This window comes from Halorubrum marinum (assembly GCF_048381195.1).
GTDB lineage: Archaea > Halobacteriota > Halobacteria > Halobacteriales > Haloferacaceae > Halorubrum.
The window spans coordinates 393,131-409,586 of the sequence record NZ_JBLWMM010000004.1 but is presented as its reverse complement, the minus strand read 5'-3'; the positions used below and the strand labels follow the sequence as shown (position 1 = coordinate 409,586).

Here is a 16,456-nt window from a genome sequence, read left to right as displayed (position 1 = left end):
GTGACCTGTTACGCCCACCGACTCAAGCGTTGTGTCTCACAGCTGACGTGACGGGCGACGAGCGCAGCCGCCTCACTCGCCGTCCGCGCGCCACACGACCGCGTCCGCAGTTTCGAGCGTCACCGGCTCGTCGCCTGCGATCTCGTCGCCAGCCGTGACACTGATATCGGGCGCTGCGAGCGCGACGCTCCAGGCTCCGTCCTCTGCGGGAGCATCGCCGCTCTCATCGAGATCGGCGAGGACACCGCTCGGAGACGCCTCGACCGGCGTCCCCTCGACGTTGCAGGCGACGAGCAAGCGCTCGTCTCCGCCCGGTTCCTGACGGAGCGCCTGATACACGACGGTTCCCTCGGTGGGGTGGCGGTAGCCGAACGCCTCGCCGCTGGCGGGATCGATATCCCCGCGGAGCCACGGACGCGCCTGCCGGAACTCACGGACGCGGCGGTCGAACGCGGTCCGCGCTTCGTCCTGCTCGTCTTCCCACCGGTCGAGGACGACGTACTCGGCCACGTCGGCGCTCCACGCGAACGAGAAGCGCTGGAGGTCCTCGGCACCGAGCGAGTCGCCCAGCGGAGTCCCCGGGACCGACAACAGCTCGGCGGTGAGGTCCACGTCGCAGTCGGTCGCGTCGACGAGCGACGCGAGCGTCGTGGCGAACCCCTTCAGCTCTTCGCGGGTCTCGAAGCCGAGCTCCTTCAGCCGGGGGAACGCCGCCCCGTCAGCGAACGATCCCTCCGGGACGTGCCAGTCGATCCACGGCGCTTCCTCGGCGACGACCTTGACGTTCCACGTCGAGTCGGTGTCGCGGACGAACCCCCACGGCGCGCGGTAGTTCGCGTGGAGGAAATCCATGGGAACGCCCGGCATCGCGACGTGGAACCAGACGAGCGCGGCCGGGCTGTCGTACGCCTCTCGGATGGTCTCCGGCGGCGAGTCGGCCAGATACGGGTTGATCAGCGCGCCGCCCCAGTCGTCGGTCACCTCGACCTGCGAGCCCCGGCGCAGCGTGTCGTGGTTCGCGACGCCCGTGATCCACTGGCTGCCCGTCTCGGCGACCTCGCGCATGCGCCACCACTTCGTCGCCCAGAACGTGAGCAGCGCGGGCTTGTTGTGCGCGAAGGTGACCGGCGACCACTGGAACGCGTGCGGGTGCCGGTCGATCAGCGTCCGGTACGTCGAGGCCAGCTCCCAGTCCTCGCGGGGCCACGGGCGGCCGTCCTCGTAGATCATCCACGGGCGGTACTCCGTCCCGGCGACCTCGTGGACGACGCGGTCCATCTCGGCGAGGAACGCGTCGTCGTGGACCTGTTCGCCGGTCTCCTCGTCGTGGTACGTGAAGTCCTGGGCGCCGTCGATCCGGATCCCGTCGGCCCCGAAGTTCGCCTTCCGGCGCTGCAGCTCTAAGAGCATCGCCCGCACGACCGGCTGGCGGTAGTCGAGGTGGAGCCCGTACATCCCCGGCCCCTCGAAGAAGGGGTCGGGAAGGAGTCCGTCGGCGGCCTCGTCGGCGTGGCCGAGCGCCACGTCGAAGACGACGCGGATCGGGTCCGGCATCGCGTGGCAGGCGGCGATGAAGTCGACGAGTTCGTCCGGACGGCCCGTCTCCAGTATCGCCGGGTTCGCGGCCGAGAAGGCGCTCACGACCACGTCGTACCCCCAGTTCGTCTGATCTGGCCGCGAGACGCCGACGGTCACCCGCTCCGTGTCGCGCTCGCGGTCGAACGCGGAGACCGGATCGACGGGGTCGCCGTCGGCGGCCTCCTCGGTTTCCCCCTCGCCGTCCGGCTCGTACGCCCCGCCCGGCCGCCAGTACCACTGTCGCCCGTACGCCTGCGTGAGCGGCTCGACCGGCATCAGCTGGACGGCGTCGTACCCCGCGTAGTTCTCCTCGTGCGGTGCCAGCGGTTCGCCCGTCCGGAGCTTCTCGCCGATAGACTCGAACCGCTCGGCGAGCGCCGCGAGCGACCCGCGCTCGGTCGACGTGCCGGGGTGGATCTCCAGCATGCTCGTCGCGGGATCGACCCGCGGAAGCCCGCCGTCCTCGGTCGTCGGCAGCGCCTCGTCGGCGGCGCCGAACGACGCGAAGTGCTCGCGGTCGGGTCGCGTCGCGTCGAGTCGGGGCCAGTCGTACGCCTCTGCGGGCGCGAACGCGCCGAACGGCACCGAGTACGCGAGGGGGTCTTGGACCGTTTCCCACCCGCCCTCCTCGCCGGGAGTCGGGTACGTCAGCTGATACAGCGCCCCCAGCCGATCCCCTGTCCCGACCGGAATCCCTTCGACCGCGACCCAGTGGAACTCTCCGTCCCGCTCGACCGGAACCCGGTCGACGCGGAACTCGACCTCGCGAAGGTCGTCGTAGCCGGGGTCCACCGGTGACGCCGCGTCCGCGGGGGTGAACAGCTCCAGCCGAACGTCTTCCACGGGAACGCCCGCCTCGATCAGGTCCGGCGTCCAAAAGCCGAAGGCAACGCCCTCGGGCTCGGTGGTCGCCGGGTCCGCGTCGGTCGGGCGGACCGGGTGTGCCCCGAGCCGCTCGACGATCGACCGCGCGGCCGCGAATCGCTCGCTCGCCGACTCGCGGTCGCGTCGCGACCGGTCGACGAGGGCGGCCGTCTCCTCCGGCAGTCGGCTCGGCGTCTCCGCCTCGCTCATCGCTCCTCCGCGCGAACGACGGCCACGTCCGAGACCCGGATCCGATCCGTTCCGTCCCCGTCGCGGACGATACACGGCTCGCCCGTGACGAGGTCGGTGTTCGCGTGATCGATATCGACGGCGACGCTCGCCTCGTCGGGGGCGAAGTTGAGGACGACGACGAGCGACTCCTCGTCCGTGTGCCGCCGGAACGCGACCACGTCGTCCGGGTGAATGTTCCCGCTGGCGACGATCGGTCGCTCCGAGACGTCGCCGCTGGCGACGTGGTACCCCACCCGATCGAGGTCGCCCGCGGGACCGAGCGCCGGATGCTCGTCGCGGACGGAGATGAGCCGCTCGTAGCGCTCACGCACCTCCTCGCGCGCGTGGTCCCACGCGATGGCGTCTCGGCGACCCTGCTGTCCGATCTCCTGGCCCGCGTACACCATGGGGACGCCGGGGAGCGTCATCGTCGCCGCGCCCGCGGCGGCGGCGGCGGCGTCGCCGCACTCGACCCGGTACCGGGTCTCGTCGTGGTTCTCGATGTACTGGAGGAAGCCGGCGTGGTCCGGGAAGCCGATCTCCGCGCGCTGGTCGATCGCGTCGAGGACGGTCGCCGCCGGCTCCGCGCCCCGCCCGACCTGTCGGAGCTGGAAGTACAGCGTGGCGTCGAAGTGGACGTCGAACATCCCCTCGTGGAAGCCGGGGATGTACGGGATCGTCTCGTCCATCAGCAGGAACTCTCGATCGATGTCTTTCACCCGATCGCGAAGCTCTCGCCAGAACGAGTCCGGTACGGCCCACGCCATGTCACACCGGAATCCGTCGACCAGCGGTGCCCACTCGTCGACGACGTCGAGGAGGTGTCGCCTGACGTCGAGGTTCGTGTGATTCAGGTTCGCGATCAGCTCCCAGTCGAAGTACGTTCCCGGCTCGCCGGACGCCTGCCATTCGTAGCGGTCGCGGTACGGCGACTCGGGGTTCTGGTAGGCGTCTCGGAACCACTCGTGGTCGCGCGCGGTGTGGTTGGCGACGAAGTCGAACAACACGCGCATCCCGTGGTCGTGTGCGGTCTCGATCAGCGCCTCGTACTCGTTCCGGTCACCGAGATCCGCCGCGGTTTGGAAGAAGTCGACGATGTTGTATCCGTGCGGCTTCCCGTCGTGTTGGAGCACGGGCGTGAGCCACAGGGTATCGACGCCGAGGTCGGCGATCGTCGGTATCCGCTCGGCGATCGCCTCGAACGTCTCTCCCGTGTCGCAGTCGGCGAACGTCCGGACGTACACCTCGTACACCGTCGCGGACTCCGTCCACGCGGGCGGCTGGTTCAGCCGAACCGCCTCGAATCTCGGACCCGCGGGCGCGGTGAGGTCGGGGTCGCTCGGACTCCCGTCCGCGTCCGCACCGGGGAGCTCGTCGCGGCCGACCCGTTCGACCGCGATCGCGTCCGCGACGCTGACGCGCGGCTCGCGACCCGGCTCGTGGGCCACCGCGACCGCGTGGACGCGCACACGGTCGGGAACGGCGTCGACCGGGAACCGGAGCTCGCGGCCGTCGTCGACGATCTCCGTCACGTCGCGAGGGTTCCGGCGCCCCTCGCCCACTGCTGTCGCCGCGTCTCGGTCGTCGATGACGAACGTCACGGCTAGGTCATCCGCGTCGAGGTCGGACGCCGGGTTCGGCTTGGGGGTCGCGCGGACGACCGCCTCGCGTCCTCCGTCGGCGTCTCGAACGGCCGCGTCGAGCCGGACGCGCGGGCGACCGACGCCCTCGCGGGCGCGTTCCGCGCCGTATTCGATGGGGACGCTGTCGGCGTCGCGGTCGCGGATCGCGGTGCCGCTTCCGCCCTCGACGTCCACGCCCGCGTAGCTCGCCGCGAAGGCGCGAACAGTCAGGGTGTGATCGCCGTCGGGCGCGGCGAGCCCGATCCGGTATCGCCCGGGGACATCGGGGGTGAACGAAGTCACGGGCTCCGTCCCGACGGTCGCCTCGCTTCCAGGCGGCGAGTCGATCACGCGCCAGTCGTAGCTCGCGTCGGGGTCCGGGTCCCGCGGGGCCAGTTCCGTTGTCTCGCCGGTCGCGAGAAATCGTGGGGGTCCGGGGTGATGCATACGGGGCTCATCGGTGCCCGGGGTCTTCGGTGTTGCTCTTCGCTCAGTTTCCGATCGCTCGATCGGAACGATTGTGGAACCGTCGCCTCGTTCGTCAAGGCTTTTAGGCCAGCAGCCGCAGAGCGACCATGCGACTGCGAACCGCTCTCACAGAGCACGAACGTCGGCGCGGCGAGCGCTACCCGGCCGAGCGCCCCACGACCGCCGGCGCGTTTACCGGCGACGACGGCCGGTTGGTCCACGTCGGGCCCGACGGAGCCGTCCACGACTGTTCGTACTCTCTCTCGGGGGTCGGCGGAGCCGATCGGCTCCGAATGGGGATCACCGCCGGGCGCGGCGTCCGCTGGTTCGACGAACTCACCACGACCCGTCAGCACTACGACGGCGATACCCCGCTCGTCGAGACCGAGTACGACGCTGGCCGTTACACCATCCACCAGTTCGACCTCGTCGTGAGCGACACGCACCTCACACACGTCGAACTCCGCGGTGCGCCGCCGTCAAACGCCGAGCTCGTCGGCGCCTGCGCCTTCTCGCCCGACATGGTCGAGGGACGCGTCGGGAACCTCGTACACGAGGGGGCGGGACCCGACGACGGTAGCGTCGTCGAGATATACCACCGGACCGAACACGACTTCATCACGGCGTCGACCGGGCTCTCGGCCGCTCACGGCCAGCGACTCCGGACGATCCCCGAGCTGCTCGGCGAGGACGGCGACGGCTTCCCACACCGCGGCGAGATCGACCAGCGCGAGGACTCTCGGCTCACTCCCGACGTTGTCGTCCGTGCGCCGTTCGAGCGGGACGGGCGGAGCGAGCGGGTCACGCTCGCGAGTCGCGCCGTCCTCGACCGACGCGAGACGCGCGAGACGGTCGACGACGCGAAGGACGCTCTCACCGACGGACCGGACCGTCAGCGTCGTATCGACGAGCTCTCGCGGATCGCCACCGCGTACCCCGACGCGGACGACCTCCGGGAGGCAGCGGCGGGCCGCGGACCGACGGTTCCAGAGGACGTGCCGCGCCGCGGCGTCGTGGCGAGCGACCTGCGCGCGCTCGACCTGCTCACCGCCGAATCCGGCGCCCGGATCGCCGCGCCGGAGTTCGACCCGTTCTACTCGACGTCCGGCGGCTACGGCTACACGTGGTTCCGCGACGAGGCGGAGACGTCGCTGGCCCTCCTCGGCGCGAGCGAAGAACTGGGCCTCGACACGGAAGAGGAGCTGCTCGCGACGGCCTCGTTCTTCTGCCGGACCCAGGACGCCGACGGCTCGTGGCCCCACCGCGTCTGGGCTGACTCCGGAAAGGTCGCACCCGGATGGGCGAACGCCCGTATCGAAGGTGCAAACGGTTCTGCTGGCCCCAACGACCAGCTCGACCAGCCGGCGGCGGTCGTCGCCTTCCTCGCCGAGCTCCGTCGCACGACGGAGCTTCCGGCGGAGTGGCGCGAGCGAATCGACGCGACGCTCGCGGACGCGGTCGAGTTCCTGTGTGAGACGACGGCGGAAGACGGCCTCCCCCGACGCTGTCAGAACTGCTGGGAGAACGCGCTCGGGCGCTTCACCCACACGGGGGCCACGTACCTCCGCGCGTTCGCCGCGGTCGCGCGCGCGCCGGTCGACGCCGAGATCAGATCCCGCGCGGCCGAGGCGGCGGACGCCGCGGTCGTCGGACTGGAGACCCGCTGGAACCCGGACACTGAACGCTTCCCGCAGCGCGCGAGCGACGACAGCCGCGACGATCGCGCCGACGCCAGCACGTTCGCGCTCGCGAGCGCGGTCGCGGAGTACGCGGCGCTTCGTGACGCGGACCGAACCGACGGCGGGGTGACCGTCGTCGACGACGCGGACGTCTCCGAGGCCGATTTCGAGCGCTTCCTCGGGCACGTCCGGGCCCACGTGCGGAACTCGATCGACGCGCTCCGCCGGGAAACCGGCGATGTCGAGGGGCTCGTCCGATTCACCGGCGACGACTGGCGCACCGCGGAGCAGGGCGCCGCGAAGGTGTGGTCGATCGCCACGCTGTGGGGGGCGGCGGCCGCCGCCGAACTCGGGGGTCTCGTCAGTGAGCGCGATGACGACGCGAAGCAGCTGTTCGCGGCCGCCAGAGACCTGTACGCGCTCTGTGAGCCCGACGGCCCCTTCGTCAACGACGCCGGACTCTTCGCCGAGCAGGTGTTCGACGACGGCGACCTCGACAGCGCGACGCCCATCGCGTGGTCGCACGCGCTCCGCATCGACGCCACGGTGACGCTCGCGAAGTACGGAGCGCTACCGGTGCCACACGACCGACCGTCGGGGCCCGAGGAGGCACCGCGGTGGACGACGGGCCGAAAGTTCGGCGTCGGGACGCCCGCCGATCACGACGCGGACGATCCCGTGCCCGTCTGGTTCACGCTGACGGAGGGGGCGCTCACCGAGGCGCGGTTCCCGCGCATCGACGTAATGAACGTGCGGACGTTCGACTTCCTCGTCGCCGACCCGGAGACGGGCTACACCATCCGCACGTTCGACGAGACGAGCCACGTGACGACCACGGAGACGGTGGAGCGCACCACCGAGCCGACCGTCGACAACGCGCTCGCGTACACCCAAACTATCCGTGAGACCGGCGACGGCCACGGCCATCGGTGGACGCTGACGGTCGAGTACGCCGTGGACACCGACGGCGACGCGATTCTCGCCGACGTCGCGTTCGAGGGCGGACGGGAGTACGACGTGTACGCCCTCGTCGACACCACGATCACGAACGTGGGGACGAACGACCGAGCGGACCGCATCGGCGACACCGGAGCGTACCACCTGCTCGCGCGGAACGACGACGCGTCGGAACGTACTCCCGGGAAGCTCGTCGACGACGACGGCCAGCCGTTCGAGGTGGCGCTCGCGCTCGACAGCGTCGACGGCTTCGAATGGGCGAGCGTGCTCGCGGCCGGTAGCGACGAGGCGACCGAGCTGTTCGGCAGCGGCGTTCACGACGTGGGAAGCGACAGCGAAACGGGGAACGTGGTGCTCGCCGGACTGATCGGCAGCGACACCGAAATATCGGACACCGTCGCGCTCGGTTTCGCCGAGGAGGCGGACACGGCGGCCGCGCTGGGCGAGGCGCGCGGGGCGCTCTCACGCGGGTTCGACGCCGTTTCCGGCTCGTACGTGGAGACGTGGCGCGACTGGCTCTCCGACCGGGAGTTCCCGTCGTCAGTGACCGGCGACGCGGACCTGGAGACGCAGTACCGGTTCGCGCTGATGACGCTGGCGGCCGTCGAGGACAAGTGCCACGACGGCGCCGGCATCGCCAGTCCGTCGGTGCCCTGGGGCGAGACGGAACACGCGGCCGTCGACCGCGGCTACGGCTACAACTTCGTCTGGTCGCGGGACCTGTATCAGGTGTTCACGGCACTCATCGAGGTCGGGGAGGTCAAGCGCGGTGCCGACGCCCTCGCGTACCTGTACAACACTCAGCAGGACGACGACGGGTTCCTTCCGCAGAACACCTACATCGACGGGCGCACCCGATGGGGCGGCGAGCAGATGGACAACATCGCGTTCCCCTCGGTGATGGCGTGGCAGCTGTACGAACACGGCGTGACGCTCGAAGACGCCGACTACACCTACGATCAGGTTCGACGCTCGCTCCGATACATCGCCGAGAACGGGCCGGAAACGGCCCAGGAGCGTTGGGAGGAGGAAGCCGGCTTCTCGCCGTCGAGCATCGCGGCCGAGATCGCCGGGCTCACCTGCGGGGCCGCGCTCGCGCTCGCCGAGGCCGACCGCATCGAGAGCGAGAGCGGTGGCGCGGCAGCAGCCACCACAAGCGGAGTCGACCCCGAGACGCTTCGGGCCGACGCGTTGGCGTGGCTCGGGCTCGCGGACGAGTGGACCGACCGAGTCGAGGAGTGGACGGCGACGTCGACGGGGACCGAGCGACACACCGACACGCCGTATTACCTCCGCGTCACCGCCGACGGCGACCCCGAGTCCGGGCGTCCGCGGACGATCGCCAACGACGGCCCGACGTACGACGAGCGGGAGATCGTCGACGGCGGCTTCCTCGAACTCGTCCGACTCGGTGTGAAACCCGCCGACGACCCGACGATCGTGAACTCGGTCTCGGTCGTCGACGACTCGATCCGGGTCGACACGCCGTACGGCCCCGGGTGGTACCGCTACGTCGGAGACGCCTACGGCGAGATCGCGACCGGCGATCCCGGCGCCCCGTGGGCGGGAACCGGCGACGGCCGCGGACGGCTGTGGCCGATCTTCACCGGTGAGCGCGGCGAGTACGAGCTACGCGCCCGCGCCGACGGCCCGGACGCCTTCGGCGGCACCGACGAGGACGCCCTCGAACCGGACGCGCTCTTGGAGACCATGGCCGGGTTCGGTAACTCCGGACGGATGCTCCCCGAACAGGTGTGGGACCGCGAGCACCCGACCGACTACGGCTGGGAGTTCGGCGAGGGCACAGGGGGAGCGACCCCCCTGGCGTGGACGATGGCCGGCTACATCCGGCTCGCACACGGTGTCGAAGCCGGCGAGCCGGTCGAGACGCCGACGGTCGTCCGCGACCGCTACGTCGAGCGCGACCGCCCGGCGAAGCCGGAGCTCGACGCCGTCGCGGAGTACGTCGGAGACGAGCTCGCCGTCTCCGGCGAGACGACCGGCGACGTCGTCGCCGTCTTCACCGACGAGGACGCCGTCCTCGTCACGCCGGAAGCGGGTGCCTACGAAGCCCGATTCGACGCCGACCTCGACGCGAATACGGTCGTCGTCGCCGCCGCCCGAACAGAGGGCGACGCATCGGCAGACGCCGCCGAGATCATCGCGTCGGACGCCGCCGGTACCGCCGTCAAACGACTGCGGCTGTAGCGCTCGGTACGGCAGCCCGCCCGGATTTTCCGTTCGACACACGAGACGTCGATAACCGATCACCCGAGAACAGTCACGTCGACGGTTAGCGCATCCCCGTCTCTGTCGTCCCCGTTGTCTCCGCCCTCGTTAGACCCGTCGTCGTCACCGACTGTGATCGACGAGACTATCGACTCTCGAACCCGCTCGCGCCACGTCGCGACGGCTTCCGCGTGCCGCTCACGACGGGTCTCGACGTCCGCGTCGGGGTGCTTCGCGGCGGTCTCGTCGACCTCCGGGTACGGCGGGAGGCCGTCGACCAAATCGCGCGGGTCGACGTGGATCGGACCGGGACCTTCGGCGGTGTCGGCCTCGAGGCTCGAATCGCCGGACTCCGACGGGCCGACGGTATGCAGACGGGCACGCATTCGTCCCGAAAAGGGCGGCGTGACTCGCAACACGACCGTCCGATCGCTCCGGAGCGTCGCTTCGAGGGCGGTCGCAACGTCCTCGCGGTGGACGGCGATCGACCGGATTCGATCCGGTCCGGCTCGCTCGTCGTCAGTCATCGCCACCCGTCCACTCCGCGTCGGAGAGCGTTCGCTGGACCGCCTCCTCGCCGACGGCACCGGCGAGGTGCTCGAAACCGGCGCGGACTCCACGGTCCCGGGCGTTCGCGACGAGCCGCGAGACGATGAACTCCGGCGTGGACTTACCGACCGTTCCGAACCGGGGCTGGTAGTCGACCCGGAGTTCGAGGTCGTTCGTGAGCCCCTCGGCGAAGATCCCGTCGATCCGCGCGGCGTCCGGGAGCGGGCTCAGGTCCTCCGCGAGGTGCGTGACGTACACCCCGAGCGCGCCGCGGTCGACCGTGAGCGTGACGAGGCCGTTCAGTAGGTCCGCGGCCCGTCCCGGCTCCGTGATCGCCTCGAACTCGTCGACGAGCATCAGGGTGCGCCCGTCCTCGACGAGCGGGGGGACCACCGACTTCAGCGTCGACTCCAACACCCCGGCGTTGAACGAGGCGTGTCGCCGATGGAAGACGATCCGGTCGAACGACCCGACCTCTGCCTCCTCGGCGGGAACCGGGAGCCCCATCGACGTCAGCAGAGCGACGGCACACAGCGTCTCCAAGAGGGTGGTTTTCCCGCCCGAGTTCGCTCCGGTGAGGACGCTCACGCGGTCGCCGGTCGGCGGCGTCTCCGCGCTCGCGACTCCCGACGCGTCCGAGAGCGAGTGCGACCCGACCGCGTACGACACCGGCTGGACGTCGTCGCCGACGAAGAGGTTCCGGGCGTTCCGCACCGCGATCCCGTCGTCGACGAGGGTCGGCCGCACGAGGTCGCGCTCGGCCGCGAACCGGCCGAGAGATACCAGGAACGCGGCGTCGGAGACGGCGTCGACGGCGCGGGCGACGTCGCCGCGCTCGCTCTCGTCGTGTTCGTCGTCGGAGGCGTCTCCGTTCTCGACACCGCCGAGTCGTGCCGCGCCGATCCGCTCTCGGATGTCGGCCATGACCGCCGCCTCGCGCTCGGTGACCGCTTCTTCCAGCTCCGAGACGAGCTCCCGCAGCGTCCCCGAGACGAAGTCGGCCGCGTCGAGCGCGTTGTCCGGTGCCGCCGCCCGGACCGTCGCCGGGTCGACGCCGGTCTCCGTGGCGACGTGATCGATCGTCGCCGCCTCCAGCGCCTCGAAGTCGCGAAGCGAGCCGTCTCGGACCGCGTCGAGTACGTCGAACGCCGAGTTCGCGAGTTCGCTCGCGGCCGCCAGCCGCTCGCGGCGGCGATCCAGCTCCGCGTCCGCGCCGTCGGCGACCTCGATCTCGCCGTCGGCGTCGGGACCGATCGTCCCTCGTACGTCCGCGAGCGCGTCGGCGGCGTCGCGCAGCGCGGCCTCGTCGAGCGCGCCGATCTCCGCGAACGGCGCGTCGGTGAGCCCGGCGTCGCGGAGCGCGAGGGCGGTTTCCACGGCCGCCAACTCCGAACCGCTGGCCTCGTCGTACGCGTCGAACGCCGCGACGACGGCCTCGCGCTCACTCTCGCCGAGCGTGTCCCACGCGTCACGCGCGGCAACGACCGCGTCGAGCCGGGACGCGACCGCGTCGCGGTCGACGAGGGGCGTCAGCACGCGGATCCGGTCGGCGGCGTGGTCGGTGAGCGCGTCACCGGCCGCCAGCGAAAGGAGATCGTCGTACACCGATCGCGTGTCGCCGGTGGCGAGGACGTCCATTCCAGCCTTGCCGTTGGCCCGGCGGAGGATGCGCGTCGCCCGACCGCGATGCAGTCCGGCGTCGACGAGCGCACGGACGTCGGCCGCCTCGATCGCCTCGACCGCACGCGAGGTTCCCAGCGCCGAGACGAGCTGCTCGCTCGTCTTCGGGCCGATCCCCCAGTAATCCTCGAGTCGCATACGGAGACGTGTCGGCCCGGCGTCTTGGCGTTTTCGTCCCCTGCGGACGCTCGGCCTCAACGGCTGGGCGACCGTCGGCGTTCCTTCGTGACGGTCCGACTCAGTCGGCGGTCGCTGGGGACCCCGTGTCCGCACGCGCTTCGCGCAGGTAGCCCTGTAGATAGGCGCCGATGAACATCCCGGCCACGCCGTAGAGGATGACGGTGTTCCCGATGCCGAGACTCGCGTACGCCGCTCCGGGGCAGATCCCGGAGAGCCCCCATCCCACACCGAAGATTCCGCCGCCGACCATCACGTCTCGGTCCATCGACTTGAGCCGTCGCCCGAACCGCTTTCCGGTGAGCGGTGCGCTCCGCCCGGATCGCGTGAGCGCCCAGAACGTGACACCGACGACGACGCTCGCACCGCCCATCACGAACGCGAGACCGAGGTCCCGAAACTGGAGGAACTCCAAGACGATCTCCGGGCGGGCCATCTGGCTGACCGCGAGCCCGACGCCGAACACCGCGCCGCCGAGGAAGACGAGCGGCAGGAACAGCGGGTGACTCTCGTGGTCCGCGATCACGCCGGCGCCGCTCATGGCGTCACCCCCAGCGCCATGACGAGCTGTGCGACGCCGATGGCGACGAGCATGAATACCGCGACGTTGACGATCGAGGTTTGCGACCCAGAGCCCACTCCGCAGACGCCGTGCCCGGAGGTACATCCCTTCCCGAGCCGCGTACCGATGCCGATGAGGATGCCGCCGACGAACAGTCGCGAGGGCTGCACCTCGGTGGTCCAGCCGAACTCACCGGTCGCCACTGAGTACCCCGCTGCGCCCGCGACGATTCCGAGCGTGAACACGACCCGCCAGTCGCGCGAGGCGACGAACTTCGGTTGCTGAAAGCGACGGAGCTTCGAGCCGTACGAGAGCGTGGATTCGAGAAAGGTGCTCGCCCCGGCGTGGATCCCGGTGCCGACGTAGATGATCGCCGTCCCGAGCCCGATGAGAACCCCGCCGATCAGGTACTGCGTGATCCCTCGCGGGAACAGGCCCTCAACGAGCGGCAGCGCTTCGTTCATACCGTTCGTGCGCGCCCAAACCGGGTAAGTTCCACGTTCTGCTCGGCTTCTTGCCGGTCTCGCGGATTCTGACCCTCGCGATCGTCACCGCGACTGCCGGTAGATCAGGTTGCGCTGGATGTCGTTCGCGCCCTCGTAGATCACCGGAATCCGGACGTCGCGGTAGACGCGGGCGATCCGGCGGTCGGTGAGGATAGAGCGCCCGCCGTGGAGCTTCATCCCCTTCTCGGCGCAGTCGGTGGCGACCTCCGTCGACTTCGTCTTCGCCAGCGCGGCCCAGTAGCCCGCGTCCTCGTTACTCGCGACCTTCTCGCAGGCGCGCCAATTGAGCGCGCGAGCGGACTCGAACTCGATCCGCATATCGGAGAGCGTGTGCTGGACGGCCTGGAACTCGTTGACGGTGCGCCCGAAGGCGTTACGCCCGTGGACGAACTCCTCGGCCTCCTCGATGGCGGCGGCCGCGAGCCCGAGTCCGTGGCCTCCGACGACGATCCGCCCGTGGTTGAAGAAGTCCGCGAGCACGTAGAACCCGCCGCCCTCGCTGCCGACGACGTTCTCCTCGGGGACGAAGCAGTCGTCGAAGACGATGTGGCCCTGTTTGGAGGCTCGCATCCCCATCTTCTCGGGGATGTGCTCGGCCTCGTACCCGTCGGAATCGGTCTCGACGATGAACAGCGTGTAGTTCGAGTAGCGGTCCTCGCCGTCGCCGGTCTTCGCGTACACCGTGAGCCAGTCGGCCTCGACGGCGTTGCCGACCCAGTACTTCTCGCCCGTGATCTCGTAGCCGCCGTCGACCTTCTCGGCGCTGGTGGTCATCCCCGCCAGGTCGGAGCCGGTCTCGGGTTCGGAGACGGCGAGCCCCGATATCTGGTCGTTCTCGGCGACCGGCCGGAGGTACTCCTCCTTCTGCTCGTCGGTGCCGTACTGCTCGACCATCTCGCAGCCGAAGCTCGCGAGCTGGAGCGTGAGCGCGATGCCGGCGTCGGCTCGGTAGAACTCCTCCGCGATCGCGAGTATCTGGGCGAGGTCGTATCCTTTGCCGCCGTATTCCTCGCCGATATCCTGCGCGACGAGACCGGCGTCCATCCCGGCTTCCAACACCTCCCACGGGTAGTCGCCCGATTCGTAGTACGATTCGGCGTTCGGGGCGATGTGTTCCGCTGCAAACTCACGGGCCTCGCCTTTCACCGCTCGTGCGTGTTCCGGCACGATGCTGTCGTCGAGCAGATCCATGCCGTATCTGCGGACTCCGTGGTCAAAACGTTCGTGGAACAACGGAAAACACCGGGTGTGTTTATTTTACTGGCTGGCTTTCCGTAGAGTTGGTGGCGTGGTCGCCTTCCGTCTCGTCTCCCTCCGCCGTCTCGTCTCCCTCCGCCGCTTCGGCTTTCCCGGATGCGTCATCGCCGTCGGACGATTCGTCGCCCTCACCCGGCAATTCGTCCTCGTCATCGATCGATTCGCCGGTATCATCGGTCGACTCTCCGTCGCGCGCTGGCGCGTCAGCCGAGTCCGATGACGCGGGGTCTGCCGGATCGGCCGGCTTGAAGCCAGCCGTTTCGAGATCGCGACCGAGACTCTCTCTCGGATCGTGTCCCCGCTCGCGAAGGATCGTCCGGGCCGCCTCCCGGTCGACGGTTCCCGACACCGTCCGTGGAAGCTCGTCGACATACGCAATGGTTTTCGGGAGCTTGAACCCGGCGAGTCGCTCCCGAGCGAACGTGACGAGCGAGCTCTCGTCGATGGGCGTCACGTCTTCGCGGTCGTCTCGATCCGCACATCCGTCGGTGGCCGTGCCCGCCTCGGCGTCGGCATTGGCTGCGCTGTCGTCGTCCGGATCCGGTCCGCTCGCATCCTCGCCGGATGCGCTCGTGTCCGTGTCAGACGGGACCGAATCCTCATCTGATACACTCGTCTCTCCGCTGTCTGTCGCACTTTCGCCTGTCGCACCCTCGTCCGTATCGACCTCGTCCGTATCGACCTCGTCCGTATCGACCTCGTCCGTATCGACCTCGTTCGTGGCGGCGCTCCGATCGCCGACCGCGATGAGTGCGGAGACCCGCTCGCCCCACACGTCGTCGTCGACCCCGACGACCGCGACGTCCTCGACCTCGGGGAAGCCGCGGAGTACGTCGCCAACCTCCCCCGGTTCGACGTTCTCCCCGCCGGTGATAATCCGATCGTCAAGCCGGTTGAGCACGTAGAGAAACCCGTCTTCGTCGACGCGGCCGACATCGCCGGTGTGGAGACCGTGTGGTCCGAACGACGACCGGTCGAAATCCCCCGAATCGGGATCGATGTACCCGGGAGTCACCGTCGGCCCGTCGACGACGATCTCCCCTGTCTCTCCGGGGTCGACGACGTCGCCGTCTTCGTCGACGACCGTCACATCGGTGCCGAAGACCGGTCTACCGACGGTTTCCAACCGGCCCTTCGTCTGCCGCGGTGTCGCCGTCGTGATCTGCGAGGCCGCCTCGGTCATCCCGTAGGTCGGGTAGACGGGAACCGAGTACCCGCGGCAGCGTTCGAGAAGTTCGCTCGGGGCCGGGGCACCGCCGAGCAGTACCGTTCGGAGCGAGTCGGAGAGGGTCCCCCGCCTGTCGAGCATCTGCTGGAGCATGGTCGGGACGAGCGAGACGCCGGTGACGTCGTACGCGTCGATGTCGTCGGCGGTCCCGCCGGGATCGAAGCCCTCCCTGAGGACCAGCGTCGTGCCGTACAGCACGGAGCGATACACCGGTGCGAGCCCGCCCATGTGGTGAAGCGCGAGCGATACCAGCCACCGATCGCCCCGGTCGACGCCCAGCCGGAATGCGGACGCGACCGCGGAGCTGTACACGTTCCCGGCCGTGAGCGGGACGGGCTTCGGATCGCCCGTCGTCCCGGACGTGAACAAGATACAGAGCGTGTCCGAGAACCCCCACTCCGGGGGATCGACGGGGTCGGGGTCGACGTCGTGAACGCCGGTGACGGCCTCGGCCGTGGGCTCGTCGACGGAGAAGACCGGAACCGAATCGCTCCGCTTGACGGCCCCGATCGCCTCACTTTCGGTCGGTTCGGCACAGACGACGGCGGCGAGATCGGATCGGTCGATCCGCTCGGCGAGCTCGCGCTCAGTCATCCCTTCCCCGAGGGGCACGAACGTCGCCCCGATCCGCATCGCGGCGTGAATCAGCCCGACCGTGCCGACGTACGGCGGTGTGAGGACTCCAAGCCTGTCGCCTGCTTCGATCCCGTGCGCGGCGAGCCGGCCCGCCGTCTCCGAAACGAGCCGGTCGAGGTCAGTGTACGTCCACGACTCGCCGTCCTCGGCGCGAACGAGCGCGGTGTCGTCCGGCGAAGAGACGACGCGGTGTGATAACCAATCTCGCATACGTGTCACCTGTTGATAGTCGG

General features: G+C 69.7%; 9 protein-coding genes. 1 reads left to right on the top strand and 8 read right to left on the bottom strand.

Going from position 1 to position 16,456, the window contains the following annotated elements; all coding sequences use genetic code 11:
• Positions 1-72 precede the first annotated feature (72 nt).
• Both gghA and malA read right to left on the bottom strand, forming a co-directional pair.
• Positions 73-2,652: a glucosylglycerol hydrolase gene (gene gghA / locus ACNSN4_RS08475; protein WP_418285374.1), complete on the bottom strand. Its 2,580-nt coding sequence runs from the start codon at positions 2,650-2,652 to the stop codon at positions 73-75.
• Complete coding sequence (gene malA / locus ACNSN4_RS08470) at positions 2,649-4,742, bottom strand: alpha-amylase MalA (RefSeq protein WP_418285373.1); 2,094 nt, start codon at positions 4,740-4,742, stop codon at positions 2,649-2,651. Before malA ends, gghA begins: the two co-directional genes overlap by 4 nt.
• A 128-nt stretch (positions 4,743-4,870) precedes the next feature.
• Between malA and ACNSN4_RS08465 the strand changes: the two genes are divergently transcribed.
• Positions 4,871-9,607, top strand: coding sequence for a DUF7997 domain-containing protein (locus tag ACNSN4_RS08465; RefSeq protein WP_418285372.1), 4,737 nt, complete (start codon positions 4,871-4,873; stop codon positions 9,605-9,607).
• Positions 9,608-9,666: 59 nt separating this feature from the next.
• Here the strand turns inward: ACNSN4_RS08465 and ACNSN4_RS08460 are convergent, their stop codons facing one another.
• The 6 genes from ACNSN4_RS08460 to ACNSN4_RS08435 form a co-directional block, all read right to left on the bottom strand.
• Positions 9,667-10,155, bottom strand: coding sequence for a DUF8009 family protein (locus ACNSN4_RS08460; protein ID WP_418285371.1), 489 nt, complete (start codon positions 10,153-10,155; stop codon positions 9,667-9,669).
• A complete protein-coding gene (locus ACNSN4_RS08455) occupies positions 10,148-11,995 on the bottom strand; it encodes a MutS-related protein (protein ID WP_418285370.1) in 1,848 nt (615 codons plus the stop codon). Before ACNSN4_RS08455 ends, ACNSN4_RS08460 begins: the two co-directional genes overlap by 8 nt.
• 100 nt (positions 11,996-12,095) lie before the next feature.
• Positions 12,096-12,560: a DUF6691 family protein gene (locus ACNSN4_RS08450; protein ID WP_418285397.1), complete on the bottom strand. Its 465-nt coding sequence runs from the start codon at positions 12,558-12,560 to the stop codon at positions 12,096-12,098.
• Between the two features lie 11 nt (positions 12,561-12,571).
• On the bottom strand, positions 12,572-13,060 hold the full coding sequence (locus ACNSN4_RS08445) for a YeeE/YedE family protein (RefSeq protein ID WP_418285369.1): 489 nt from the start codon (positions 13,058-13,060) through the stop codon (positions 12,572-12,574).
• A gap of 84 nt (positions 13,061-13,144) precedes the next feature.
• Entirely contained in the window at positions 13,145-14,293 is a 1,149-nt protein-coding gene (locus tag ACNSN4_RS08440) for an acyl-CoA dehydrogenase family protein (protein WP_418285368.1), read from the bottom strand.
• Between the two features lie 61 nt (positions 14,294-14,354).
• Positions 14,355-16,433: an AMP-binding protein gene (locus ACNSN4_RS08435; RefSeq protein WP_418285367.1), complete on the bottom strand. Its 2,079-nt coding sequence runs from the start codon at positions 16,431-16,433 to the stop codon at positions 14,355-14,357.
• Positions 16,434-16,456 lie beyond the last annotated feature (23 nt).